A 26321-nucleotide genomic window follows, 5' to 3' on the forward strand; every position below is an offset into this window, starting at 1 on the left:
CAGTCGATGGTCGGGGGGATTGATAATGAAAGCTCAATACCCCCCGACCTTCACTAAACTTACTCGGCAATGGCCGGATTGCTGCGATTCAAAAACTCGGCAATGCTCTGATATACCTTGGCGCACTCTTCTTCAACTAAGTTTTCCATATTGATAAAGGTATGGATCATGTCTGAAAAATGTAGCTGCTCGACCGCCACCCCGGCCTGCTTGGCCTTTTCACAATAGGCGATGGCTTCATCTCGTAAGGGACAAAACTCAGCGGTAATGATGAAGGTGCTGGGTAAATTGGCACTAAAGTCACCGTATAAGGGAGACGCCTGCTTCCGATCCTCATGGTGCTGAAAATAGTTGTCGAAGTACCAAGCTATTTTGCCTTTTTGCAATAAATAACCGCTGCCATTTTGCTCCATGGAATGACTATTCATCGTGTAGTCGAGACTCGGATAAATCATCACCTGCTTGTCGATCTGCAGCGATTTATCAAATTGAGCTTTTGCACTAACGCTTGCAACTAGTGCGCCACCACCGGAGTCTCCCACAAGCGACAAACGAGGAAGATAGCGTACATTGAGTCCCGCTAAAGTTGCCCCTATATTTTTAGCCACCGCATAAGCGTCATTCACCCCCGCAGGATAAGGGCATTCTGGTGCGAGGCGATATTCAACCGACACCACAATATGCTGCGACGCTTGAGCAAGCTTACGACAAATCGGGTCATAAACCGTCACACTCCCCGCCATATGCCCTCCGCCATGATAGTAAATCACGACTGGTAGGGCTTGTTCGGGCGCCGGATGATAAATTCGAACCGGTACGTTATATTCGTCACTCAAGACCAAATCGTCGTGAACCCATGCAATAGCTGGGCTATCGCCCACCAGCCCTCGGGTTAAATTTTCTAAACCTTCACGGGCATTGGTTGCGGTGGGTTTAAATCCGTTTTCGATCAAAGTAGCGACTTGTTGATTTAACTCGTCTAACCATGGAATAAGCTTTGGACTAACTTTACGCATCATGCTCTCCTTAAGCTTTGGTGGTAGATAACTTCACATTGCTGTCGTGGCTTTTGTTACCGGTTTCGGGCAAGAAGAAGCTAGCAAGGAAGAAGGTTGATGAACAAAGCACTGCAAAGGATGCGGCAATGGCTATGTTACCGCTTGAGTCTGCAATCCAACCCGCAAGGTACATCAGCACGGTTTCCACCATATAAGAAATAGACCAGAACATACCAAACACCACCGTGATGCGCGCGGGAGTCATATTGGGTAATTCTTGAGGGAGGGTGATTAAAGCCGTCATCGGCGCAAACATAAAGAAACCAGCCATAAACGCGGCACCGTAAGCAACGCTCGCACTAGAGGTGGTCATCATAAGCGCCGCAAATAGGGTCATCGCCAAACCACAGTAGCGGATCACCGGAATGCGCAAAGCAATGCGCTTGGTCATGATAATGCCGGCGACCGTTCCAAGCATACCTGCTGCAATCATAATCGATGATAAATATTTAGCTTCGGCCGCAAAAGTTGGTACCAGCGGGAACAGTGCAAACACCGCAATATAACAAAATAGCAAACCAGAATAGGCAATTGGCAGCCAAATATTCACGGGCTCTTTAAAGCCATCTTTGAGGGTATAAGAGGCATTTTCTGAGCTTTCACCTTTGCCACCCGATAACGAGAAGTCATCACTAATCATCCACCAAATAACTAACAAGACGAGGCTCACCATCGAAATGGCTAAAATAACATTTTGCCAAGATTCTAAGGTCGACAGTAAGGAACCGGTAAAAATAATCGCTAACAAATTTCCGGTATTAAAGGCAGCAGCATTAATCCCATTCACCAATGGGCGCTCTTCGGCAGAAAAATAATTAATTACAATTGGATTAAAATAAACAATCGCAAATGCGCCCCCAAAGCCCATCACTAAACGGGTAAACACGTACCAGGGATAGCTTGATGCATACGCCCCTGCCGCCCCTGCCATAATCAGTAACAAAGCAAGCGAAAACGCCTTTTTAGGGCCCATTTTAACCAGCAACCAAGCGGCCGATAAGTTACCAATAATTTTTGCAATGGTGATTGCGTTGGTCATCCAGGTGGCTGCTGCCATTCCCTCGATATTGTAATAACTCATGATATCTTTTGTCATCATCGAGCCCGCAACCCACGACATGGCAAATAATGCGTAGGTCATGAATATGGTAAATTCAATAAGATATTTTTTCTTCATCTTCGCTACCTTTCTAGGCTGTATTCAAGTAATAAATCCAGCTTTCATCTTACTAAAAATAAGCCTCCTCATTATCCTGAATTCGCATTAATGTATTGTGTGAAACTCATCGCAAAAAACTATAACCATTTGTTTGTAAAACAATTTTTAATGGGCAATAAAAAGCCCCGCTAAAATGCGAGGCTTTTTTAGGTGCACTAAATTGCAGTTATGGCTTTAATGCAAGTAACTCGCCTAAGCTAATATCCGCTTGATAATCCACGCCCGCCAAGGCAAAGCCGTTCAGCTGCATAAAGTCGTTGATATAACCTTGATAATCGCCCACTTCTTTAAAGTTTTCGGGGGTGATCTGAGCCATCAATGCCGCGACTTCTTGCTGAGTTTGTGGTTCGAGTTCCCAATCATCGATTCGAATTAAACGCTGCGGATCCACAACAACCGTATTCTCATCGTTATATAAACGTTGGGTAAACAATCGCTGCATCTGCTCTATGCAGCCTTCGTGGGTTCCACGGGCCTTCATCACTTTAAATAGAGCCAGCATGTAAGGTGAAAAAGTCGGAATAAAAACACTGGCTTTGGTGACTAAGGCTTTGCACACCGAGACATATGCCGCTCCGCCCATGGTCGCTAACTGCTGGTGAAGTTGATCCGCGCTAGCTTGTAAATGAGTTTTGGCCCTGCCTAACGTTCCTTTATGGTAGATAGGATAAGTCGCCTTTGGCCCAATGTAAGAATAAGCCACGGTTTTACATCCATAGGCAAGTACCTTGGCATCTTCTAAAATATTAATCCAACTGATCCAATCTTCACCGCCCATCACCTTCTCTGTCGCATAGATCTCTTGTTCGGTGGCGGTCTCAACCGTCATTTGCTGCATGCTTTCAGTTTCAATATTAATAGTTGGCCCGGTCACGGCTTCGCCAGTGGTTTTAATTGCAGAGCGCCATAATTCTCCCGTTTCTGGGTTAGGCCGAACCCCGGTCGCTAAGCTGTAAACCACTAAATCGACCTTGCCACCAAAATTGTGCTTAATATAGTCAATAACTTGCTCGCGCATTTGCGCTGAGAAAGCGTCGCCCACAAAATTTTTCGCGATTAAGCCCTTCGCTTCTGCTTGTTGACGAAAATAGATATTGTTGTACCATCCAGCGGTTCCCACACCCTTTTCACTTGGGCCTCGCTCAAAAGAAACACCAATGGTGTCGGCGTTTGCGCCACCAAAGGCCAACGCAATACGAGACGCCAAACCAAAACCAGATGAGGCGCCCAAAATAAGGACTTTCTTAGGGCCATCAAGCACTTTGCTGGTTGCTCGTACATAGTCAATTTGATTCTTGATCGACTGTTGGCAGCCGTAGGGATGTGCTGAACGGGCAACCACCCCTTTCACGATAGGTTTAATAATCATGGATACTCCGAAGGTTATGAATTCAATTTGGGTGGCATTACCGTTGCGACACCTGAGATCACTAGCTTGCCATGCTGATTAATACTGCGAGTGGCTAGTTTCACGATATTCTTTTTAAGATTAATCTCGATCACTTCTACTTCGGCGCGGATCGTATCCCCAATGTACACTGGTGCAGTAAAGCGTAATTCCTGACCAAGGTAAATGGTGCCAGGCCCAGGCAATTGCATGCCTAATACCGCAGAGGTTAATCCAGCAACCAAAATGCCATGCGCAACGCGGTCGCCAAATACACTCGACTTACCCGCAATAGCGCTCACATGAACCGGATTAATGTCGCCACTAATGCCACTAAATAGTTGAATATCAGACTCACTGATAGTTTTTTCAAAGCTTGCTTGTTGGCCAAGTTCAAGCTGATGAATGGTATAAGTCATCGCTAATTTTCTTCTATAAAAAACTTTGTTATTACATTGATGTATAACAAAATATTCTGCAAAAAAAGGCCCACCACAAGGCGCAAGTGGGCCCGGAAAAACTAAGCCACAATTTTCGCTTTATCGCATACAGGGTAGAGAGCCTCAATCTTTAAATCCATTGCTTGCTCATAAAAAATTCGCGCATCCATCAGCTTCAAGTTAGCACTAATCTGCGGCTTAAAGTCCATCTGCGACAGAATGTCTTTTTCCAAATCAACTCCCGGCGCAATTTCAATCAATTCTAAACTTTCCGCCGCTAAGCGAAATACCGCTCGCTCGGTAATATATAACACCGGTTTATTATTTTTACGGGCGATATCCGACGCAAAGGTGATCTGCTGAACCTGCTTAATAAACTTCCTAATCGGTCCATCTTGGATAATCGTTAGCTTTCCGTTACCCGTTTCGATGCGTGATTTACCGGCGGTAAATGTCCCACAAAACAACACTTGCTTGGCATTTTGGGTAATATTGATAAAACCTCCGCAGCCCGCGATTTTAGAACCAAATTTAGAAACATTCAGGTCTCCTTTTTGGTCACATTCAGCCAACCCAAGAAACGCTTGGTCGAGGCCTCCCCCATCATAAAAATCAAACATTTGATCTTGAGTAATAATGGCTTCCGGATAAGCCGATGCGCCGAAGCTTAATCCACCAGCGGGGGTACCACCAATCGCGCCCGGCTCAATCGTTGCGATCATTTGTTCGGTGATCCCTTCTTCATCGGTCACTTCAGCAATTACCTCGGGTACACCAATACCATAATTGATCACCGCCCCTTGTTTGAGTTCCATCGCAGCGCGACGCGCAACAATTTTTTTAATGTCTAGGGGGCGTGGGCGCGCGGGCTGATGTTCCATCATCCCTCTGCCGCAATAGGCTGGATTCATCGCTTCAGCAAAGGTTTGCATATGCAGGTCTGCGTCGGCAATCACCACTGCATCCACAAAGATCCCTGGAATACGCACTTGCTGCGGATCCAGCTCACCAGCTTTAACCATCTGCTTCACTTGAACAATTACTCTGCCTCCCATATTGGTCACCAATTGAGCGGCGGCTAAATTTTCCAGAACAAGACACTCATCCTCCATGGTTATATTGCCATTTTCGTCGGCAGTGGTGCCACGCAGTAAGGCCACATTGGCTTCGATACGTTTATAAAAAAGATACTCACTACCGTCGATGTCGATCACCGATACCCGTTCGCCTTGGGTACAAGCGTTAATTTTGCCGCCCCCCAAACGAGGGTCAACAAAAGTACCTAAACCTACATGGGATAAGGTTCCCGGTTTACCTGCCGCAGAGTCTCTTAATAACTGAGCAATCACCCCTTGAGGAAAGTTATATCCCTGAAGTTGATTGTTATTTGCTAACTGCTGTAAACGAGGAATGAGCCCCCAATGCCCGCCATAAGCCATACTCACCATCCCTTGATAGGAAAGATGGTTAGTGGCTTTATCAACCCCATCTCCTTGGCCTGCGGCAAAGTACAACTCCAATTGATTTGGATGCCCCGTGGCCAGAAAACGCTCACCCAGTGCTTGTTCAATGGCTTCGGGAACCACCGCTCCAATAAAACCACCAAGAATAACTTTATCGCCATCTTTTATTAACGACGCTGCTTGCTGAGCAGAGAGTACATTGGCTTTCATCACTACTTTCCTTCATCACTTACATTGAGGGTCTATAGCCAACAAGGCGTAGACGCCGGGGCAAGTGTATGGCTTAGAGATTGATGAAAAAATAGGTAAAAAAAGGAAATATAATTGCATATATGGGTTAATTAAGCAGGTACAGTTTACTTAAACTAATCTTCCATGAAGACCATCACATCCACTAGACAATAAAAAAGTAAACCCTTGGGCTTACTTTTAACGGGATAAACTAATCTGTCAGCATTGGCGAACGAAAAGTATTTACTCCTGATCACTCAGGGCTCTAACTCTTTGTATTAAGAAATCTTTAAAATTAACACAACGAACCGGCATTTGTTTTCGTGGACGAAAGTAGAGACTAAATTCAAATTGGCTATTAATGTAGTCTTCAAGTACTGGAACCAAAATCCCTTGATCCAGCTCGTCTTTGACTAAGGCGGTGGGCAAATAGCCGATCCCGCCACCATTTATCGCCACCGTTTTAATAAACTGGCTGTCTTCAACTTCAACCGTTTGGGTAATGTGCACCGTAGTAAATTCACCATCACGTTCAAATACCCATTTATTACCACCGATTAAAGTTGAAGCATACAGGCAATTGTGTTTCTTTAAATCTTCAGGTTGTTCCGGCCTTGAATACTGCTCAATATAGCTTGGCGCACAGCAAGCAATCAGTGGGTAACTCAGTAAAGAGCGTTTCACCAATAAACTGTCTTTTTCCTGAAAACCCTGATAAACGGCACTTGCTCGGATCGCAAAGTCGATTTGGTCGATATGATCCATATCAAAAGCGGTTTCAACAATGCGAAATGAAACATAGGGATGTTGTTGTAAATATTCGCCCACAATACGGCTCAAAAACTCTTTTGCGAATAAAGGGGTACAGGCAATTCGAATGATCCCTCTATCGTCATTCCCAAGATTTTGGATTTCGGTAACGATGTCATCGATTTCATCATTCACCCGACTAAAACGATCATATAAACACAGACCAGCCTGAGTCGGGACCACTTTGCGGGTGGAGCGTTTAAGTAAACTAATCCCCATATTATCTTCCAACTCGATAATCCAACGGCTCCCCGCCGAGGCTGAAATACCGTATTGCTGAGCTGCCGCACTAAACGACCCACTGCGAACCACATGAAGAAAGTAGACCATTTTATCTAACATACAACACCCAGAATATTGCGAATATACAGCCAAGGATTCTACCTCTTAACAAATTTAAATATCGAGTTGATTACCCCAATAATGCCAGCGAACGTCACATAAATGCCCATCGGTTGCCCTTTCCAATATGACTTATGTAAGCCTAGTCGATCGAAACCACTGGCTAACTGTAGAAACAATCATAGTTAAATTATCCCATTTTAGGGATTTTGTTTTGTCTCGTTTTCGATAAACATTCTACGCCTGCAGCCCTAAACTAAACCCAGTCAAAGGAAGCCCCGAGCAGCATGCCGAGGCTTGATAACAACATACTGCAATAGGTGAATAAAGAATGCTTACCGATAAAATCTGTATCGTAACGGGTGGGGCGCAGGGCATTGGTCGCTGTATCGTAGAAACATTTGCAAGCCAAAATGCCAGCATGGTTTACGCCTGTGATATGAATCTAGAGATGATGTTAGACCTAGAAAAGCGTTATCCAAACGTTCGAGCAAAACAGCTCGATGTTTGTGACCGCCAAGCCATTTTTGATTGGATTGAGGCGCTAAAAGGACGCCATGGGAAAGTCGATGTATTAGTCAACAATGCTGGCATTACCCGCGACAACCTACTTGACCGTATGAGTGAGAGTGATTGGGACATGGTGCTAAACGTTAACCTCAAAGGCGTTTTCAATATGACTCAGGCTATTGCGCCGCTCATGATTGAAAACGGCACTGGTGCCATTGTAAGCATGTCTTCGGTTGTCGGAACCGACGGCAATATAGGGCAAAGTAATTACGCAGCGACCAAAGGAGGTGTCATCGCCATGACCAAGGGATGGGCCAAAGAGTTTTCACGAAAAGGCGCACAGGTAAGGGCTAATTGCGTTGCACCTGGATTTGTAGAAACCCCCATGACCATTAATTTACCAGAAAAAGTACTCAACCATATGAAGAGTAAAACGCCACTAGGGCGTATGGGCAAACCGCAAGATATTGCCGATGGGGTGCTGTTTTTAGCCAGCGACAAGGCCTGCTTTATTACCGGACAAACATTGAAAATCGATGGCGGCTTGGTGATCTAAGGAACGACGATGAATAAAGTATATATAGTAGGCGTAAAACGGACCGCCTTGGGTAGTTTTGGTGGTAGCTTAAGCAAAACCCCTGCTTTTGAATTGGGCGGACATGCCATTCAAGCAGCACTAAGCCAAGCCAACATCGCCCCCCAGCTAATCGACGAAGTGATCGTTGGCAATGTATTAGCGGCTGGTCAAGGTATGGGGCCCGGTAGACAGGCCGCAAAATTTGCCAACATTCCTGATGTGGTGCCAGCCTATACCCTAAATATGATCTGTGGCAGTGGCATGAAAACAGTGATGGAAGCCGCGAGCAAAATCAAGGCTGGTGATGCTCAGTTGATTGTGGCGGCGGGCATGGAAAACATGTCGAAAGCACCTTATTTGGTGGATGCGACCAATAGATTTGGCTCCAAAATGGGAGAGCAGACACTGGTCGACAGTCTTATTTACGATGGACTCACCGACGCATTTAACCAGTATCATATGGGGATCACCGCTGAGAATATCGCCGACAAATATCATATTAGTCGAGCCGCTCAAGACACCTTTGCATTACGTAGTCAAAGTCTCGCCAGCCAAGCGGTCAGCAGCGGCCGTTTTGATGATGAAATTGTTGCAATCGAAGTACCACAACGCCGTAAAATGGTGTGTTTTAGCCGCGACGAATACCCACGCGGTGACACCACAATCGAGAGCCTAAGCAAATTACGCCCAGCGTTTAAAAAGCAAGGCAGCGTGACCGCTGGCAATGCTTCTGGGATCAACGATGGTGGGGTTGCATTTGTATTGGCCTCAGAAGCAGCACTTGCCAAGCATCATCTTGAACCCTTAGCGGAAATACTTAGCTATGGGCAAGGCGGTGTGGATCCGGCCTATATGGGTTTAGGCCCCGTGCCCGCGATAAAACAAGCACTCACTCGCGCTAATATGTCGCTGCAAGCAATACAATTACTTGAGCTTAATGAAGCCTTTGCCGCTCAGGCATTAGGGGTGATGCATGGTCTATGCGACGAACATCAGGTCAACATGGATTGGTTTGAAGATAAAACTAATGTGAATGGTGGCGCAATAGCCTTAGGTCACCCACTTGGCGCATCTGGAGGGCGAATTCTAAGCTCTCTTCTCTATGAAATGAAAAAACGACAAGCCACTTATGGCCTCGCATCACTGTGTATCGGCGGCGGTATGGGGACCGCCATGATTATTAAAAATATTATTTAATAAGTATAAATTAAAAATTAATCATAAGGCTCTACAAGAGCCTTTTCTATTTTCTATTTTCTATTTTCTATTTTCTATAAAACTAAACCCAACCCAATTAAATAAACAATATCCATTTCTAGAAATTATCTTTCCCTATTTTGATGGTAATCGGCCATTCAAGTGAATGATAAAATATTCGCGATTTTAAATATTATGGAAAATAGAAATGAAATTAAAAAAATTACATTACCTACTAACGACAACACTACTCTTATCTTCAGCGAGTTTTGCCTCTTCATATAATATTGCAGACGATGCCAAATTAGACTTTGCTATGGATGCTTATGTTCGAAGCCATGTAATAAAACCCGATAATGATAGCTCGGAGCACGGTTTCACATCTCGGATGCGGATTAAAGCCAACCTTCTTTTAAACGATGGTTGGTCGATTCACAGCCGCTGGCAAGCTTACTATAACTGGGCTGGCGACAGGCGTCACAGTGGCAGCCCCGCCACCAATTTTACCGATGGCGAAAACAACGATGGGCTCTCTCTCGATTTAGGCTTTGCTCAATATGCAAAAGACGGACTCCTGCTGCGAGCTGGTCGTCAACGAGCCGATTGGGCTTATGGATTCAATATTAATAATGACCGAAGAGATCGCTTATTGGCGATGAAAAGCTATAACTTTGACCACGGCAAACAGATTAATTTGATTGGTATTTACGACTTACGTTTTTCAGAAAGTGAGTATGATACAACTGCCAAGCTAGATGATTACTATGCAGATGTAAGTATGTACGCCCTGGCCGCAATGGGCAAAATAGAACGCTGGGACTGGGGAATGTTATGGGCGTACTTCGATGGTAGCGAAAATAACATTGGTAACTCAGCGATTGGCGCTGGCTCGGTCGGTTATGGGATCGACTACTTCCATAATATTTCACCTTTTTTCACTGGTCATTTTAATGACTTCACGGTGAAAGGGGCGATGAATATTATTCTGTCGGATTCCACAGAAAAAAACGGCTATTACACCACTTGGGGAAATAATGGTTATGCTGGCTTCCTAGAAACCAGTTATCAAATCAGCCCCGCATTTAAGCTTCAGGCCCAAGCTCTCGGCTTTGTTGATGGCGGGCTAATAGGACGAGGCTTCGACACCTACTCTGGATTAATCAACAATAGCAACCGCAATGATGCCAGCCCCATTTATCGACAGTTTTTTGGTGGCCTCGGTCATGAAGATAACGACGGTCAAATCATCGCCAGCCGCCTAAATTGGCAAGTTTCCAAAGCGTGGCAGTTACAATTTGCTGCCGGGCATATGAATATAGATAACTACCTTGGGACATCGGAAGATTTAAAAGCAAGCTTCTTAGATGCTAAAAGTCATTACCAATGGAGTAAATATACTGACTTAGGCTGCCAAATAAGTTGGGCAAATGAAGATATTGATGATTTAGCAGCGATGTTTATCATTAATATTAAATATGATTAATATAACATGCCAAAACTAAATAAATGGGTGCGAATACAGGCACCCATTCCATAAGCAACAAGAGAAAACCGAAGTAAAAACACTCACCTAAAAAACTAAACAGCACTCCATTACATTTAAAGTAAAAACCAATGACCATCATTTAAAAAATCAGCTCTGGATTATTCACCCGCCTATACTTTCAAGCATCATGATCTTTGATCGATGAGTGTCGGCTTCATGCTCCAAAATGGCCTCGTAACTCCCCCCTTAAGCCTTAGATAACCAAGGAGATTGCCAGTGTCATGGTAGAGCAGACCCAAAGCTCCGGCTACCAAATGATTCATTTTAAGAATAGTGGACATCTAACGATTCACGCTCACAGTCGCATTAAATTTTTAAGCGAGAATCGTTTACTAAAACATCTAAATTATATATAACACAATCAGCCGATTTATATCTCTTAGAGCAAACGATTGGCACGCAGTAAATAATACCATTATTTCAATGAACGAAAAGGAAGTACACATGAGTGATTTACGTTCACCAGCTTATTGGATCGGCCACTTTTTTACCATCGCTGCAACCATCGTCGGCGTTTACTACGCGGCGATTGTTGGCTTTGACGTTGCTTTAAAGCTGGAGTTGGTGAAAGCGGATAGAGGTACCTATTATGTTGCCGAATCCATGTATCAAGAATTAAATTTTAATGTAGAAAATATGGATAAATACATTGAGCGCGTAAAAACCAAGGAGTATGTCTATAAAGAGCATATTGCTGGCATTAAACTCAATGATTATGTGTTTCAGGCAGCAAAATACTCTGATTCAACCTTTGAACTTGAACCCAAATTGCTATCTGAAATATCAATCTATTACTTTTCTATCGGTAATGCGATTAAGCAATATTACGATACTGGAATGCAATCGCCAAGCAAGGTGATGACCGTGGTGAAGCGTGAAACTGAGAAGCTAAAAAAACAAAAAACCTTAGAACGTTTAGCGAAATATAACAAAGCACTTGCCGATAGCGTTGAACAACGTGGGGTTAATCTTGCCCAACCTAATTTTAATTAATGCGTTAAAATGCGACATATTTCAAGCTAAAAGCGTTTAGCGCAACCAGAGGTATCCAGCTCAGTAAAGCTAGCGAATACCTCTCTGCTTTTTCTTCAAAAATCTCACGATTCAACATCCCCAAAGCCCTTGTCGGTCTGCCTAAGGCAAATCAAACAATAGCGCGAGCACTCGCTGCTCCCCATTATTGATGAACTCTAGATGCTCCAAGTTTTCAACTTTTAGCCCATCCCCAGCCTGCAGCGATAATTGGTCCACCATTAAATGGCCTGCAATTTGATGGACATAAAGTCGCCGTCCGGCTTGAATGGAAAAGCTGAGCTTGTGTTGCGGCTCCAGGATCAACTGATGCAAACGCGCATCTTGCTTAATTTGCAAGCTGCCCTGCTCACCGGTCGGTGTTAACACGGTGGTTAAACCGGGCTCTTGACCAAAATTTTTCTGTTGATAGCCCGGTTGCTTGCCAAAAATATCCGGCTCAATCCAAATTTGTAAAAAATGTAATGGTTCGGTGGCCGAGGCATTAAATTCACTATGGTAGATCCCCCGCCCCGCCGACATCAGTTGAAACTCTCCAGCTGGTAAATTCTGCATATTGCCTTCGCTATCTTTATGCTGAATACAACCCTCAAGCACATAGCTAATAATTTCCATATCACGATGCGGGTGGGTATCAAACCCTGCGCCAGCTGAAACGACGTCATCATTGATCACTCTTAATGCAGAAAACCCCATCTGTTGCGGATCGTAATACTGACCAAATGAAAAGCTATGTTGACTATCTAACCAGCCAAAGTTAGCTCGGCCACGCTGATTTGCGGCTCTTTTTGTGAACATAAGATAGTCTCCTCTATTCCAGTCTGAAGGGTGATAATGACTTAATCTGCCAAAATCACATCAATATTTTTTAATCGCTAACTTAGCAAACAGGTCGCTACCGATTAACGACTTTAAGTGTAAGCGGGTTAAACTGATTTAAAAAACGGAACTTTTTGAGCTTTAAGTTCAAAAAATTTGAATATGGAGCCAATCATGAATGATGCCATTACTCTCGAAGCCTTAAAAGCACTGGATGCCATTGATAAACAGGGGAGCTTTGCTGCTGCAGCCGCATCTTTATACAAGGTGCCCTCAGCCTTAAGTTACACCATAAAGAAACTTGAACAAGACATCGGCGTTGCTCTGTTTGATCGAAGCAAGCAACGCGCCACGCTAACCCCAGCAGGGAAACTCGCCTTACAACACGGTCGAGAACTGTTACTCGCGAGTCAACGGATGCTGGATTCGATCCAACAACTAGATTCCGGCTGGGAAAGTGAGCTCCGCATTGCTCGCGATACCGTGATCCCAAGTGCCCCCCTGTTTCAGCTGTTACAAAAATTTAGTCAACTGGAGCAGCATGTCAATATCACTCTTGGCGTGGAAGCCCTCGGCGGCGGCTGGGACGCGCTGCACAGTCGCCGTGCCGACATTGTGATTGGTGCCAATGGAGAACTCCCCAAAGGCCTGTTTAATATGCATAAAATTGGCAGCTTAATGTTCGTGTTTTGCGTCGCGCCTGAACATCCGCTAGCGCTTGTAGAAACGCCGATCAGTGCCGAACAACTGGCGCAATACCCCGCAATTGTGGTGACAGATACCTCACAGCAATTACCGGTACGCGATAGCGGTTTGTTTATCAGTAAACAGGTCATACGGGTAAATACCATGCATGCTAAAATTGTTGCCCAGCAACAAGGTTTAGGGACTGGCTTTTTACCGAAACACCTAATTAAGTCTCACTTAGACGATGGATCGTTGATAGAAAAAAACTGTCACTTGCCTCGGCCCGCACAAGATATTTATATTGCCTGGCACAAACAGCAAACGGGTAAAGCCTTTGATTGGTTTGTTCAACAACTATGTAAGCTTGATTGGAAGATTGAGTGCCCGCTTAAACCATAATGTTTAAACATATGGCAGGTTAGCTCAGCGCGTTGGGCCAGAGAAAAGCCTTGCAGAAAAGGCCAGCCGAAGCTGGCCTACTGGCTTAACGAAGTACAATAAACAACGAACCGCCACGTCGATTCACTTGCAATAGCACCGCTTTTTTATTCAGCGACAAAGCTATTTGCAAGCTGGCAATGTCTTTTACCGGCCGTTTGTTGGCGGCCACAACCACATCGTTCGGACGCAATCCACCATAGGCTGCAATCGATCCCGCGGCTACATTTGCCACCAATACGCCATTACCCTCTGGATCTTTCGCAAACTGCACGCCGTCAAGCAAATCATGCAACTTGCCTTCTGCGCTCACGGCTGACTGCGGTTTGGCAATGTTCACCTTAAGTTGTAGTTTCTCGCCATCGCGCAAAATAGTTAACTTAGTTTTATCACCAATGGCTTTCGAACCAATTTGACTGCGAAGTTGTCCGGTGGAACCAGTGCTTTTGCCATCAACGGCAATAATCACATCTCCCGCTTTAATCCCGGCCTTCTTCGCTGGAGAATCTTCTAATACACTGGTAACCAGCACTCCTTTTTGACCATTTTCTAGCTCAAAGGCCTTTCTTAAATCAGCATTAATATCTTGAATGCCGACACCAATTTGACCTCGCTTCACTTCACCATGGTCAATGATTTGCTCCATGCTCGCCTTGGCCATGTTAATCGGGATCGCAAAGCCAATCCCCACGTTACCGCCCGAAGGCGCAATAATTGCGGTATTAATGCCCACCAGCTCGCCGGCTAAGTTAACTAAGGCTCCCCCTGAGTTACCGGGGTTAATCGAAGCGTCGGTCTGAATAAAGTTTTCGTAACCTTCAATCCCCAAACCACTGCGACCCAAGGCGCTCACCACCCCAGTGGTCACCGTTTGTCCTAAACCAAAAGGATTCCCAATGGCCACCACAAAGTCACCCACTTCCAATTCACTGGAATCGGCTAATTTAACTTCGACCAAATCATCGGCTTTGATTTTTAAAATCGCAATATCTAACTCAGCATCCTGTCCCAGAACCTTCGCTTGAAAACTTCGACCATCGGCCAAAGAGACCTGTACTTCATCGGAGCCCTTAATCACATGGTAGTTGGTCATCACCAAGCCTTCATCGGCGTTAATAATCACCCCCGAGCCAGCACTTTGTTGGCGCTTTTGTGGCTGTTGCTGCGGTTGCTGTTGTTGCTCTGGAATATTAAAGAAATGCCTAAAAAACGGGTCGTTAAGTAGTGGGTTATTACGGTATTGCTGAGTTGAAAAAGTGGCGATATTAACCACTGCAGGATGAACTTTCTTAATCATCGGCGCCAATGAAGGGAATGGCTTACCTTCAGTGGTTACATTGGGAATTGCCGCGTAGGCTTGGGTGCCGCCTAGCGTGAACAACAATAAAACGAGTATAGAAATTTTACGATACATTTTTTCCTCCACACCTTTTACTTTGACTAACTTAAAATTAACGGTTGTGCCTTTTCAGGACGACATTGAAGTAATTCCACCCTTAGCTTTTATGCGCAATTAGGGGGTCTTACAAAACACCATTTTAATTCTGGCAACAATGACTTCCATTTCGGCATCATCCGCTAAAGACAAAGTGTGTTGGAAAAACCAAACAATTGTCAGCTTGATGATACTGCTGCTTTAACTTCCTTCGTTTACTCCTTCCTTATCGCCAATGAGCAGAACGCAACTACCCAAGGGATTCGCTGAACACGACTGCACAGCACTCATCGGCAAACAATGACTAACTCGATAATCAGATCCAAGATGAGACTAACCAGTCCCAGCTGATGAACCAAAGCATCGCCTTGGGCGATCTTAGATTATCGGTTCAGTCATCGCCAGCAAACTCATCGCATGCACGGCTTCGCTTGATCGTTTAAGTCTGAAACATCAATAATATTTGCAAACTTGAAGTCCATTTATCTCTCTCCAGTCGCCAAGCAATAAGCGCTAACCACCAAAGAAAAACCAACCCGAAGAACAAGCTACCCGATTTTTGAAGATGAGGTCAACAAATTATTTTTCAATAGCTTGTTGATTAAATACATTTAAAAAGTTTATTTAAATGCGCCTAAATTCCCCTAAAAAGCACCGTAGGAGAAGATTTTCGAGGCTCACAACGCGCCCATTCAACATCATTTATCGACTCAGAAGTACGTTTTTAGCGAACAATTCGCAGCACAGAGAGCGCCTTAAATTGGGGAGAAAATGTGATCTACGCATAGTTTTCGTGCAAATTTATATCACTAAATTCAACAAAACTTAGCCTAACTTTAATTTTTTGTTTCACGCAAGCACTTAATGTTAAAGAAAAAGTTAAAGGCATCTCAGTTTCTCCCTGTAATAACCTGACCACTTGGCCAATTTATTGCTAACTCTACAGACTTGACCACACAGTCAGTTTTAATTTTGGTTCGTTATTTAAGTAAAGGAATACACAATGAAAAAACAAATAGCCTTGGCAAGCATTGCCTTGTCTGGATTATTCTCAGCGACTCAGGCCTCAGCAGAAATGCAATGGAGTACCTTTAGTTTGAGTTACCTGTATGGTACTGAATATGAGTTTACCCCCAACGGTAAAATGCAGGTGATGACGGTTGAGCATGCCAGTGGCCATAGTTGGGGAGATAATTTCTTCTTCATCGATAGAACCATGCCAAAGGACGGCGATGCCAGCTTTTACGGTGAGCTCTCCCCTCGCCTAAGTTTCAACAAACTCACCGACAGCACATTTTCGCTCGGACCAATTAAAGATGTACTCTTCGCCAGCACCTGGGAAATGGGCGACGGCTTTAATAACTATTTATATGGCGTGGGAGTGGATATCACCGTGCCTGGTTTCCAATACTTTAATGTAAATGTTTATCAGGTGAACAACGACATCAGCGCCAACGATGAACAGCTCACCATCACTTGGGGGGCACCATTTAGTATTGGTTCACAAGACTTCCTGATTGATGGTTTTATGGATTGGTCTTCGGCCAGCGAAACCAACAAGTCAGAAATGAACTTAACCCCCCAAATTAAATGGAATGCAGGCAAAAACTTAGGCTTCAGCTCACCACTCTATGTCGGTATCGAATATGCGTATTGGAACAATAAATACGGAACCGATGTTGACGAACGAGTGGCTTCCCTATTGGTGAAATGGCACTTCTAGTCGGCTGGAAAGAGGGTGAGTGTTTGCTCACCCTTACTACAACTAAATCCCTGCCTGGCAACGCTCACGCATATTTTAGTAAGATTTATAGGGTAAGAATTTTCCCGACAGGATCACTTTTACCCGATCCCCCTTCTCATCTAACTCCCTACTGATATCCATTGAAAAATCGATAGCACTCATGATGCCATCACCAAATTCTTCATGGATCAGCTCCTTAATGGTCGTTCCATAGACGTTCACCACTTCATACCAGCGGTAAATCAGTGGATCGCTGGGGATCGCCGTTGGCAACGAGCCTTTATAGGGGGCAATTTGCAACCAGGCCACCGCTTCGTCGGGCAAGTCACAGCGCTCACCGATAAGCTCGGCCTGACGTTTATTTAAGGTCATTTGCCCCAGACAGGCGGCGGTGGTCCACTCCTTAGACAAGCCAATGGCCTGTGCCAGCTCGGCCCACTTGAGTCCCTTGGCAACTTTCGCCGCCATAATAAGTTGGCTTACTTGTTCTCTATTGGTAATCATTGCAGCATCCTTTCTGATTAAGTGATAAGGGTCGCTTTAAGGCGGACTCACGGGTGGACAAACCAGACGTTTTTGGATCCAGCCCCTTATTTGCGCCTGAACGAGACAAATCCCCCTTTAGCTGGTATTTGCTCCCGAACCAGCAACATGGGCTGCCGCCTTGCTGAAATCACAGCCAAACGCGCCGCAACAAGCATCCCGGCGAAACAAGCCGAGGGCTTTAACGGGTGTTTAGTTGCGTGAGTAAAAAAATCACCAGCATCGCCAACATTGCGGCGATCCCCTGCCATAGCGCTAGCGGATTACGCTCGGCCAGCGGCGCTCGGCTTTGGTTTAAAAACTGGCGGTTTGGCCGGCGTAGATCGGCCAGAAATTCGCTAATTTCTGAATAACGTTTATCTGGATTCAGCTGCAGGGCCTTGGCTAGAGCATCGTCGATCCATGCGGGGATCTCGCGGTCTTTGTCTAACACCGATTGATAATGCAAACGCTGCTGCGCGGCAGAGCTTTTCGCCCTCGCCACCTTGGTTGCGTAAGGGTAACGCCCCGACAACATATGGTAGGCAATCACCGCCAAAGAAAACTGCTCGGAACGGATGCTCCCCGGCTCACCTAAAAAATACTCCGGCGCAGCGTATAATGCGGTCCCAAGCAAACAGGAGGATTCCCCCTCACTGCTCGTTTCGGCTAAACCCGCCGCCCACACCGAGCCAAAATCAATGATCTTTAAGGTGCCGGTAGCATCAATCATGATGTTGTCGGGCTTTAGATCCTGATGCAACATATCCATACGATGAAAGGCGCGTAACCCCCTGGCAATTTGCTCCACCATGCCCCTTACCGTGCCGAGTTCGGCCTTGGGATGATCGGTGATCCATTGCGCTAAGCTTTGTCCTTCGATGTATTCAAATACACTATAAAAATATTGGCGCGGACGCGTTTGCGACGCCGCCTTCACAACATAGGCACTGTTGATCCGGCGAGCGATCCATTCTTCGCTCACAAAACGCTCCAAATAAGCGGGATCGGCACGCATCTCAATCGACGGCGTTTTTAAAATAACCTGGCTGAGCGTTTGCTCATCTATGGCCAAATACACATGGCTGCGGGGACTCGCGTGCAATTGACGGACAATTCGATACCCGTCAAATGAGCAGCCAGCACTTAAGTCGGGTGGAACAGGGCGTGAACCCAGGGTTTCCAGTAAGGGATGCGCCAAGGGCTTTGGCAGCTGTTCAACCCGAACAATTTGCAGGCTCAGGTTGTCATCACTCCCCGCTTGATAGGCCTGCTCGACAATCTGTTTTGCGGCGGCCTGTAAGTCGGTTGCATGCTGGCTAAGCGCCTGTTCAAGCACCGCGGCGGTAATAAATTCATAGACGCCATCGGTGGCCAGAATAAACACGTCAGCGGCCTGTACCCGCAGCGACTGGTAGTCGAACGGGCAGTGAGCCTCAATGCCCAGGGCACGACTTAAATGACTCTGCTGCTCAGAAACCCATAAGCGATGGTCGTGGGTGAGCTGTTCCAAGCCATGCTGATTCAAACGATATACCCGGGTATCCCCCACATGAAACACATGGGCAACATCACCTTTCACAACCAAGGCACTGCAAGTGCATACGTAGCCCTTGTCTTTGTCGTAACGGTAAGGGCTGTGTTGCGTTTGACTAAACAACCAGGCGTTGCTGGCAGCGAGTACCCGCTCGACCGAATGTTGAACCGACCAGAGTTCTGAGGTGCAATAATAGTCATCTAAAAAACTATTCACCGTGGTCTCGCTGGCAATATGACTAAGCTGGCTGGAGCTGATCCCATCGGCCATCACCACCGCCACGCCTTTGGAGGCAAGCAACGAGTCGCGAGGGATCAGGCTGCCATGGCAGTCCTGATTCAGGGGCTTGCGCCCCTTATCAGAATAGCTGCCAATGCTCACTTGCAATAGGCTGGTCATCGTGACGTCAACCTTGCTTAAGCATTCACTAAAGCGCTGGCTTTTTCCGCGGTGACACGAGGTGCCTTCGCCAGCTGACGTTTAGGTGCGGTTCTCACGTGAGTGGTATACAGAGTTAAACCGGTAAAGGCTAAGCCGCCAACCAGATTACCCAGTGCGGTTGGAATTTCATTCCAAAGGAAGTAGTCCATAATCGAGAAGTCTCCCCCCATAATTAAACCGAAGGGGAATAAAAACATGTTCACCACCGAGTGCTCAAAGCCCATATAGAAGAATAAGAAGATAGGCATCCACATCGCTATCACCTTCCCGCTCACCGAGGTAGAGATCATCGCGCCAACAACCCCCATTGAGACCATCCAGTTACATAGCATGCCGCGTACAAAAATAGTAAACCAGCCCGCAACCCCATGCTCTGCATACCCCAGAGTACGTGCTTCACCAATGCTGGCCGCCTTTGCCCCCACCGCGCCAGCTTCAACGTTAAAGCCGTAAGTAAAAATAAAGGCCATCATCACCGCCACGCTTAACGCGCCGCCAAAATTACCCAAAAACACTAAACCCCAGTTGCGGAGTAAACCCTGCACATCAACCCCGGGGCGTTTGTCGAGCAAGGCCAGCGGTACCAGTACAAATACCCCGGTGAGCAAATCAAAACCCATGAGGTAGAGCATACAAAAACCCACGGGGAACAAAATGGCCCCCAGTAAGAAGTGTCCGGTATTCACCGCGATGGTAATCGCAAAAATAGCAGCCAGCGCTAAAATAGCCCCCGCCATAAATGCACGAATCACAGTATCGCGAGTGGACATAAATACTTTAGATTCACCCGCGTCGACCATTTTGCTAACAAATTCTGCTGGAATTAAATAAGACATAACTTTCCCTTTATGACTAATTGAATAAAATTTCTGATGGCTCATAAGACCAACGACCCACCTTTACAAAGCAGTATCAAGGATCACTGCAACTGGTTGATGCGATCTTTGCTTGCGCAACATAGTCTCTATAGCAATTGCTGAGCCAAGCAGAACCAACCTCCAGCAAATTGATAACAAATCAGTAACAGTAAGCTATCGAGCAACGTTTAAGTCTAGGAATCACCAGCAACAGCCAAGATAAAGCGCACCAATATATAGCCTAAGCTATTCAATTTAATGAAAAATACTACTTTATGGGTAGTTTTCAGTGCGGCGTGTACCTCTCTCACCAACAGGCTCGTTCAAGGCAGAACTGCGGTTTAAAGACCTCTTAGTATTGCGGAAGTGTTACGGCAGTCCTCAGCAACATCCATCTGCAGGGATGCCCAAGGAACACCGATTTTGAAGATAGCTTCGAGACGAAATAAAAGCCGTTTCATCACTATCAGGTATCTGCTTGGTCAGGAAAGCAAATACCTGAGAGCTAAACAGCAGTTAAGCTTTGGGGAGGTGGGCTTTGATAATTTGATAAAGCTCGGGACGATACTCTGCGATCTCATCCGGACTTAAGCCTTCCAAGGAATGCGGATACTTCAACCACTGGCTGGTTTCATGTAAGAAGTAATCGGGCACCCGCTCGGTTTTATTGCGTTCCGGTTTAAAATAAGGCACGGCCACACGAATATCGCTGGGCGTGTTCAGCCGCGCCAAACGCGTTAATTCGCTGATAATTGCATCGATGGAACGTCCGGTATCAAACACATCATCAACAATCAATAAGCGGTCATGCTGCTGCACATGTTTCACCAGATAGTTTAGGCCAAACACCTTGACCTCTTTGGCCTGATTATCAATCGCCGCAGCATAAGAAGCGGTGCGGATGGCAATATTGTCGCTAGTGATACCGTGATAAGCCAAAAACTCCTGTACCGCAATACCAATCGGTGCCCCGCCGCGCCATACCGCAATAATAAAGCTGGGACGAAAGCCACTGCTCAGAACTTGCTCAGCCAAACGGAATGAGTCTTCTAAAAGATCTTGGCCGCTAATATAGAGTTTTTCACTCATTTCCATGTATCCTATTAAAAAGCTGACCTCAGGGTCAAAGTTGTAGTATAAAACTAGCATTAATCAGCCCGCTTATTCAAGGATACTAAGATGCCATTGAACCAGCCCACAGACCAGCTGCAAAAACATTATTTAGATGAAGATACGCTGATCCAAGACTCTTTCCGACTCGGCGTGAAGATATTTGAAAGCGGATTCCGTCCAAGCTTTATTGTCGGGCTTTGGCGTGGCGGCAGCGCAGTGGGGATTTACGTGCAAGAGTGTTTGCAAACCCTTGGTTTAGTCACCGATCACATCTCGGTACGTACCTCTTATCAGGGCCAAGCCAATTATCAGCAAATCTTAGAGCAACCAGACTCGATTCGGGTACACGGTATTCAATACCTCCTGGAAAACCTCAATGTTGATGATAGTCTGCTTATTGTCGACGATGTGTTTAGCAGCGGTCATAACGTAGTGGCGGTGATTAATCGGCTGCAAAGTAAACTAAAACGCAACATGCCAACGCAGGTCAAAGTGGCCACCCTTTGGGAGCGTCCTAAGTTTAACCAAACCCAGCTAAAACCCGACTTTTGTCTGCATCAAACCGAGCAGTGGCTGGTATTTCCCTACGAACTCACCGGACTCAGCCCCGCAGAAATCGCCGAACACAAACCCTTTGTCGCCCCGCTAATCAAAACCGAACAAACAAAATAAACGAACTGCTGCTCCTCAGCACCACTCCCAGACACAAAAAAGCGGCTCATCGGCCGCTTTATCTTTATTAAGACTCACCGCTTAGTGCTGATATTCATAAGCTCCGGTGTTAAAAGCGGCCCTACTCGGTCGTGGATCGCCATCGAGGTCCTCAGCGACAGCCACTAGTACTGCTGATTGGCTTTTCTAAAATTGCCTTGATAGTCGAAGATGCGATGCTCAATTCGCCAATAGTGTTTTTGTTGTTTGGCGATCACAAAATCGGGGGCCACCAAGTGCTGGATCGCTTGTTCGGCTTGTATGGCGCTATCAAGCGTCTGCTTTTCACCATCGACACGACGACAAAATAGCTGATTAAACTGCTGCTTGGCCTTAGCGTAACTAAAATTGAAGCTTTCGCTGAGCTCTGCGCCATCTTCATCATGATAGGTAATACGCAACTTGTCGCCAGCACAACTTGCCGAGATCCCGCTGCAACGCAAGACCTTACGATCTTTTAGTTGCAGCGCATCTTTGAGCTGCTTATCTGGGTCAATCATCTGAAAACCACAGGCGTGGCACTGACGCGCGGCGATGTCGTTTTCGGCATTGCATTGCGAACACTGTTTGTACTTATAACGATAGTTACATTGCACTAATTTTTCGGGATAATTTGGATCCTCAACTAAGCCCTGACAGCGCCTTCCATAATGCTCAATGATGTCGCCATCTTTGTCGGTAAGTCCCCAGAAAATATTAGCAAACTGGCATTGCGGACACTCAACCTGCACCAAAGTGCTATTCGGATTGGGCTTGGTTTCGCCAATTTCCGGCTGGTAGAGATCGTAATTATTGCCCGCATAATCAACGATTAGGCAGTCGCTTTTATCCGGATATAAACGTAAGCCCCGCCCGGCAATCTGCTGATACAGGCTTACCGAGGCGGTGCGCCGCAGAATCGCTATTAAATCAACATGTGGTGCATCAAAGCCAGTGGTAAGCACCGATACATTCACCAAGAACTTAAGCTGCTGCTGTTTAAATTGTTCGATCAACTGGTCACGCTGCTGATGCGGCGTTTCCGCCGTCACCACCGCCGTTTGTTCGTCGGGCAAATAGTGAGCGATTTCCCTGGCGTGATTAACCGTTGCAGCAAATACCATCACCCCGCGCCGCGATTCGGCCAGCTTGAGTAATTGCTGGCAGATGGCTTGAGTCACTCGAGGACAGCCAGACAAAAATTGATCCAGCTGGGCTTCACTGTATTGGCTGGGCAACTCGTCGAACTGATAGCGTGCCGCGGGAGCGTCAACCAACAAGGGTTGCGTTAGGTAACCTTTGTTTATCAAATGCCGCAGAGGTAATTCATAGATACACTTGTGAAAGGGGCGCGCCTGCTCGCTGCGTACATAGCCGTGATAATGCTGTTGGTAAATCCAGCCCTTGTCTAAGCGATAAGGGGTTGCGGTCAGGCCGAGTACTTTGAGCTGGGGGTTTTGCTGTTTTAAATGCTCAATAATCACTTGATATTGGCTGTCGCTATCATCACTCACCCGATGACATTCATCAATCACCAACAGCGAATAGTAGCCGCTAAACTGCCCCAGATTACGACTCAGCGATTGCACGCTGGCAAAGGTGACCGGAAACTGCGCTTGCTTTTGGCCAAGGCCCGCCGCAAAAATGCCCGACTCGAAGCCATAGGCGCTAAACTTACTCTGGTTTTGCTCGACCAACTCTTTAACATGCGCCAATACTAGGATGGGGTGTCGTGCCAAGCGCGCCAGCTCGGCGATCACGATGCTTTTTCCTGCACCGGTGGGCAATACCACAACGGCAGCCTCATCACTTTGACGAAAGTGACTCAATACAGCATCTACCGCCGCTTGTTGATAATCGCGCAGTTGTAACATGAAAGGCCCGGGTTCCTGCGATTAATAAAGATGAGCTCGATTATGCCATGTTTCAATAGGCCTCGCAGGCGTTTGCTTCCTCGGGAAAAGTGAAGCCCTTACCAAAACTTTCAGTGGATGATGCCGGTGAACGGGGCGATATCAAAAAAAGTCCCTTGAAACTTGGCTACACTGGGACTCAAAGTTTTGTATGATCAATCACCATGAGCCAAGCACAGATCCAACAAACCATCGCCAGTTTTAGCTGTATAGAGCAAGCGCTAAGCTATTTTGAGATCGACTACGATCAAATCTTTATCGAGCAATATCGGCAAGCCTTAATGAAGAATTTCATGGGGAATCTGTTACTAAGCAAACCCGAAGATTGGTTTGCTGCACGCCGCGCACTGAAAAATGCCTATTGCAAGGTGCAACGCAGCAGGCTCGATCCACACACCCGATCAGCCTGTCGTGGTTGTACTTCCTGCGAGCGACGCTAATGAAAGTGGAATTGACTCAAGGGTGCTTCAAGCAAGCTAAGCCCCCTTCACCACTACCTTAACCGCTACCTTCACCACTACTAGCAAGCAAACTGCTTATCTAGCCAATCGAAACAACGCGCTCTGGCTGCCGTGGTGGTACTTCCTGTGAGCGACGCTAATGAAAGTGGAATTGAATCAAGAGTGCTTCAAGCAAGCGAAAGCCCCCTTCACCGCTACCTTAACCACTACCTTAACAACTACCTTCACCACAACTAGCGAGCAAACTGCTTATCTAGCCAATCGAAACAACGCGCTCTGCCTGTCGTGGTGGTACTTCCTGTGAGCGACGCGAATGAAAGTGGAATTGACTGAAGGGGGCTTCAAGCAAGCTAAGCCCCCTTCACCGCTACCTTAACAACTACCTTAACAACTACCTTAACAACTACCTTCACCACAACTAGCAAGCAAACTGCTTATCTAGCCAATCGAAACAACGCGCTCTGCCTGCCGTGGTTGCACTTCCTGCGAGCGACGCGAATGAAATTGGAATTGACTCAAGGGTGCTTCAAGCAAGCGAAAGCCCCCTTCACCACAACTAGCGAGCAAACTGCTTATCTAGCCAATCAAAGGCCGCCTGCTGCATATCTTCGGTAAAGGTATGACTTTTATCGGCCCACAACTTGGTTTCTAGCTTATCGCCAGCACCATTGGCGTCCCAAACCGAATGCAGGGTATAGAAGGCCGACTTCACCGAATCCACCGGAAACAGCTTATCTTTAGCGCCCGCATAAACCAACATCGGTTTCGGCGCGCTCAGGGCGGCGATATCAGGGTAATCGAGATAACGCGCAATATAGGGATGCAACATCGAAAAAGCCGATTGCCCCTTCAGCTGATTGTTACCCGGTACCATCAAGCCCTTCATCGTCCCCATCCAGCAATCAACAATGCTGGCGGTAATCGCATCCGATAAGGCAGCCACCTGCCACGAGCGAAATGCCCCCATGGAAAAACCTATGGCCGCAACCCGCTGTTTATCCACCTGCGGCTGGCTGGCTAAAAACTCTGAAGCGCGTACATCTTCCAGCGCGATAATACCGGCGAAGGAAGCACCTAAGTTAAACAAGTTGGAGGCCAGCGCTTGTTGTGAACCGGTGACAAAGCCAGGCACCGAACGATCGCCCCAGCCTAAGGCATCGATGGACAATACCACATAGCCGCGTTTTGCCAGTTCATCCCCCGGAAAGCGCCCGGTGAAAAACTTATCGGCCCATTTTTGTGAAGAGGCTAAACGAGCCTCGTCATCCCAGGTTTGCACAAACTTTTCTTTGCCAATATCAAATTTACTGCCATGATCGTGCAGAAATAACGCGGCGGGGAATGGCCCTTCGCCCTTCGGCGTCAGCAAAAACGCCATCACCCGACTCTCGTTACTGATATTAAACACCACCTTTTGCGCAATATAAGAGCCGCGATCAACTTGGTCGATCACCATCGGTTTAAAGGGGGTGTCATCTTGATAAGGGAGGATCAACTCACGCGCTTTGGCTAAACCTTGCTCCCGCCACTGTTGGGGACTCAGTTGCTTATTTGCCCAGCTCATGGTAAATGGCATCCGCTGTTTAAGCTTCTGATAAAAAACCGGAAAACTACGCTGGGCTTGGTCAAATGCTTGCATTTGATACGTCGCGCCTTCGGCGGCTTTGGCATGCAGTAACTGAGGTGTTAGTGCCATTACAGCACTCAGTAAACTGGCAACAACGAGTGGCTTCATAAGCATCCTTAATTGATTAAAACCAAAATGAAACATCGGTTTAAAATACGATCTTTAATCAAGGATTATCGTTAGCGGAATCACAATTGTTAAATTAAGTAAAAGCAGATAAAACAT

The 26321-nt window shown here is 46.3% G+C and carries 22 protein-coding genes; 8 read left to right on the forward strand and 14 right to left on the reverse strand.

Going from position 1 to position 26321, the window contains the following annotated elements:
* Window positions 1–59: 59 nt before the first annotated feature.
* The 6 genes from ACRRSX_RS16450 to ACRRSX_RS16475 all read right to left on the reverse strand — a co-directional run bounded on the left by ACRRSX_RS16450 (window position 60) and on the right by ACRRSX_RS16475 (window position 6950).
* Window positions 60–1019: an alpha/beta hydrolase gene (locus ACRRSX_RS16450; protein WP_432452136.1), complete on the reverse strand. Its 960-nt coding sequence runs from the start codon at window positions 1017–1019 to the stop codon at window positions 60–62.
* Window positions 1020–1026: 7 nt separating this feature from the next.
* Window positions 1027–2235 (reverse strand): MFS transporter, encoded by a 1209-nt coding sequence (locus ACRRSX_RS16455; RefSeq protein ID WP_432452135.1) that lies wholly within the window; start codon window positions 2233–2235, stop codon window positions 1027–1029.
* Between the two features lie 208 nt (window positions 2236–2443).
* A complete protein-coding gene (fabV, locus tag ACRRSX_RS16460; protein ID WP_432452134.1) occupies window positions 2444–3646 on the reverse strand; it encodes an enoyl-ACP reductase FabV in 1203 nt (400 codons plus the stop codon).
* A gap of 14 nt (window positions 3647–3660) precedes the next feature.
* Window positions 3661–4083, reverse strand: a complete 423-nt coding sequence (locus tag ACRRSX_RS16465) for a MaoC family dehydratase (RefSeq protein WP_432452133.1) — start codon at window positions 4081–4083, stop codon at window positions 3661–3663.
* A 101-nt stretch (window positions 4084–4184) separates the two neighbouring features.
* Entirely contained in the window at window positions 4185–5777 is a 1593-nt protein-coding gene (locus ACRRSX_RS16470; RefSeq protein WP_432452132.1) for an acyl CoA:acetate/3-ketoacid CoA transferase, read from the reverse strand.
* A 264-nt stretch (window positions 5778–6041) separates the two neighbouring features.
* Window positions 6042–6950 carry a LysR family transcriptional regulator gene (locus ACRRSX_RS16475; RefSeq protein WP_432452131.1) on the reverse strand — a complete coding sequence of 303 codons (909 nt, stop codon included), beginning with the start codon at window positions 6948–6950 and terminating at the stop codon, window positions 6042–6044.
* A 331-nt stretch (window positions 6951–7281) separates the two neighbouring features.
* On the opposite strand from ACRRSX_RS16475, the gene fabG reads away from it, so the two are divergent.
* The 4 genes from fabG (at window position 7282) to ACRRSX_RS16495 (ending at window position 11773) form a co-directional block, all read left to right on the forward strand.
* Window positions 7282–8016 (forward strand): 3-oxoacyl-ACP reductase FabG, encoded by a 735-nt coding sequence (gene fabG, locus ACRRSX_RS16480; RefSeq protein ID WP_432452130.1) that lies wholly within the window; start codon window positions 7282–7284, stop codon window positions 8014–8016.
* A gap of 9 nt (window positions 8017–8025) precedes the next feature.
* Window positions 8026–9234 (forward strand): acetyl-CoA C-acetyltransferase, encoded by a 1209-nt coding sequence (locus ACRRSX_RS16485; protein WP_432452129.1) that lies wholly within the window; start codon window positions 8026–8028, stop codon window positions 9232–9234.
* A 208-nt stretch (window positions 9235–9442) separates the two neighbouring features.
* Window positions 9443–10717, forward strand: coding sequence for a hypothetical protein (locus ACRRSX_RS16490; RefSeq protein WP_432452128.1), 1275 nt, complete (start codon window positions 9443–9445; stop codon window positions 10715–10717).
* A 507-nt stretch (window positions 10718–11224) separates the two neighbouring features.
* Window positions 11225–11773 (forward strand): hypothetical protein, encoded by a 549-nt coding sequence (locus ACRRSX_RS16495; protein WP_432452127.1) that lies wholly within the window; start codon window positions 11225–11227, stop codon window positions 11771–11773.
* A 141-nt stretch (window positions 11774–11914) separates the two neighbouring features.
* Here ACRRSX_RS16495 and ACRRSX_RS16500 read toward each other — a convergent pair whose 3' ends face one another.
* Window positions 11915–12610 carry a pirin family protein gene (locus ACRRSX_RS16500; RefSeq protein WP_432452126.1) on the reverse strand — a complete coding sequence of 232 codons (696 nt, stop codon included), beginning with the start codon at window positions 12608–12610 and terminating at the stop codon, window positions 11915–11917.
* A gap of 195 nt (window positions 12611–12805) precedes the next feature.
* On the opposite strand from ACRRSX_RS16500, the gene ACRRSX_RS16505 reads away from it, so the two are divergent.
* A complete protein-coding gene (locus tag ACRRSX_RS16505) occupies window positions 12806–13717 on the forward strand; it encodes a LysR family transcriptional regulator (RefSeq protein WP_432452125.1) in 912 nt (303 codons plus the stop codon).
* An 85-nt stretch (window positions 13718–13802) separates the two neighbouring features.
* Here ACRRSX_RS16505 and ACRRSX_RS16510 read toward each other — a convergent pair whose 3' ends face one another.
* The gene (locus ACRRSX_RS16510) at window positions 13803–15170 is read right to left on the reverse strand and encodes a Do family serine endopeptidase (protein ID WP_432452124.1); all 1368 of its coding nucleotides are present in this window, start codon (window positions 15168–15170) and stop codon (window positions 13803–13805) included.
* Between the two features lie 1024 nt (window positions 15171–16194).
* Between ACRRSX_RS16510 and ACRRSX_RS16515 the strand changes: the two genes are divergently transcribed.
* Window positions 16195–16914 carry a DUF5020 family protein gene (locus tag ACRRSX_RS16515; RefSeq protein WP_432452123.1) on the forward strand — a complete coding sequence of 240 codons (720 nt, stop codon included), beginning with the start codon at window positions 16195–16197 and terminating at the stop codon, window positions 16912–16914.
* Window positions 16915–16989: 75 nt separating this feature from the next.
* Here ACRRSX_RS16515 and cynS read toward each other — a convergent pair whose 3' ends face one another.
* The 4 genes from cynS to ACRRSX_RS16535 all read right to left on the reverse strand — a co-directional run bounded on the left by cynS (window position 16990) and on the right by ACRRSX_RS16535 (window position 21381).
* The gene (cynS, locus tag ACRRSX_RS16520) at window positions 16990–17439 is read right to left on the reverse strand and encodes a cyanase (protein WP_432452122.1); all 450 of its coding nucleotides are present in this window, start codon (window positions 17437–17439) and stop codon (window positions 16990–16992) included.
* Between the two features lie 220 nt (window positions 17440–17659).
* Window positions 17660–19393, reverse strand: coding sequence for a protein kinase domain-containing protein (locus ACRRSX_RS16525; RefSeq protein ID WP_432452121.1), 1734 nt, complete (start codon window positions 19391–19393; stop codon window positions 17660–17662).
* Window positions 19394–19410: 17 nt separating this feature from the next.
* The gene (locus ACRRSX_RS16530) at window positions 19411–20271 is read right to left on the reverse strand and encodes a formate/nitrite transporter family protein (protein ID WP_432452120.1); all 861 of its coding nucleotides are present in this window, start codon (window positions 20269–20271) and stop codon (window positions 19411–19413) included.
* 537 nt (window positions 20272–20808) lie between these two features.
* Window positions 20809–21381, reverse strand: a complete 573-nt coding sequence (locus tag ACRRSX_RS16535; protein WP_432452119.1) for a phosphoribosyltransferase — start codon at window positions 21379–21381, stop codon at window positions 20809–20811.
* A 90-nt stretch (window positions 21382–21471) separates the two neighbouring features.
* Between ACRRSX_RS16535 and ACRRSX_RS16540 the strand changes: the two genes are divergently transcribed.
* On the forward strand, window positions 21472–22077 hold the full coding sequence (locus tag ACRRSX_RS16540) for a phosphoribosyltransferase (protein ID WP_432452118.1): 606 nt from the start codon (window positions 21472–21474) through the stop codon (window positions 22075–22077).
* 164 nt (window positions 22078–22241) lie between these two features.
* Here the strand turns inward: ACRRSX_RS16540 and ACRRSX_RS16545 are convergent, their stop codons facing one another.
* The gene (locus ACRRSX_RS16545; protein ID WP_432452117.1) at window positions 22242–23969 is read right to left on the reverse strand and encodes a DEAD/DEAH box helicase family protein; all 1728 of its coding nucleotides are present in this window, start codon (window positions 23967–23969) and stop codon (window positions 22242–22244) included.
* A 203-nt stretch (window positions 23970–24172) separates the two neighbouring features.
* Here ACRRSX_RS16545 and ACRRSX_RS16550 point away from each other — a divergent pair, with 203 nt between their 5' ends.
* Window positions 24173–24448, forward strand: a complete 276-nt coding sequence (locus ACRRSX_RS16550) for a nitrogen fixation protein NifW (protein ID WP_432452116.1) — start codon at window positions 24173–24175, stop codon at window positions 24446–24448.
* A gap of 577 nt (window positions 24449–25025) precedes the next feature.
* On the opposite strand, the gene ACRRSX_RS16555 is transcribed toward ACRRSX_RS16550, so the two are convergent.
* Window positions 25026–26204, reverse strand: a complete 1179-nt coding sequence (locus ACRRSX_RS16555; protein WP_432452115.1) for a dienelactone hydrolase family protein — start codon at window positions 26202–26204, stop codon at window positions 25026–25028.
* Window positions 26205–26321: the final 117 nt, after the last annotated feature.

The sequence above is a fragment of the Agarivorans sp. QJM3NY_30 genome, from assembly GCF_050870855.2.
Taxonomy (GTDB): domain Bacteria; phylum Pseudomonadota; class Gammaproteobacteria; order Enterobacterales; family Celerinatantimonadaceae; genus Agarivorans.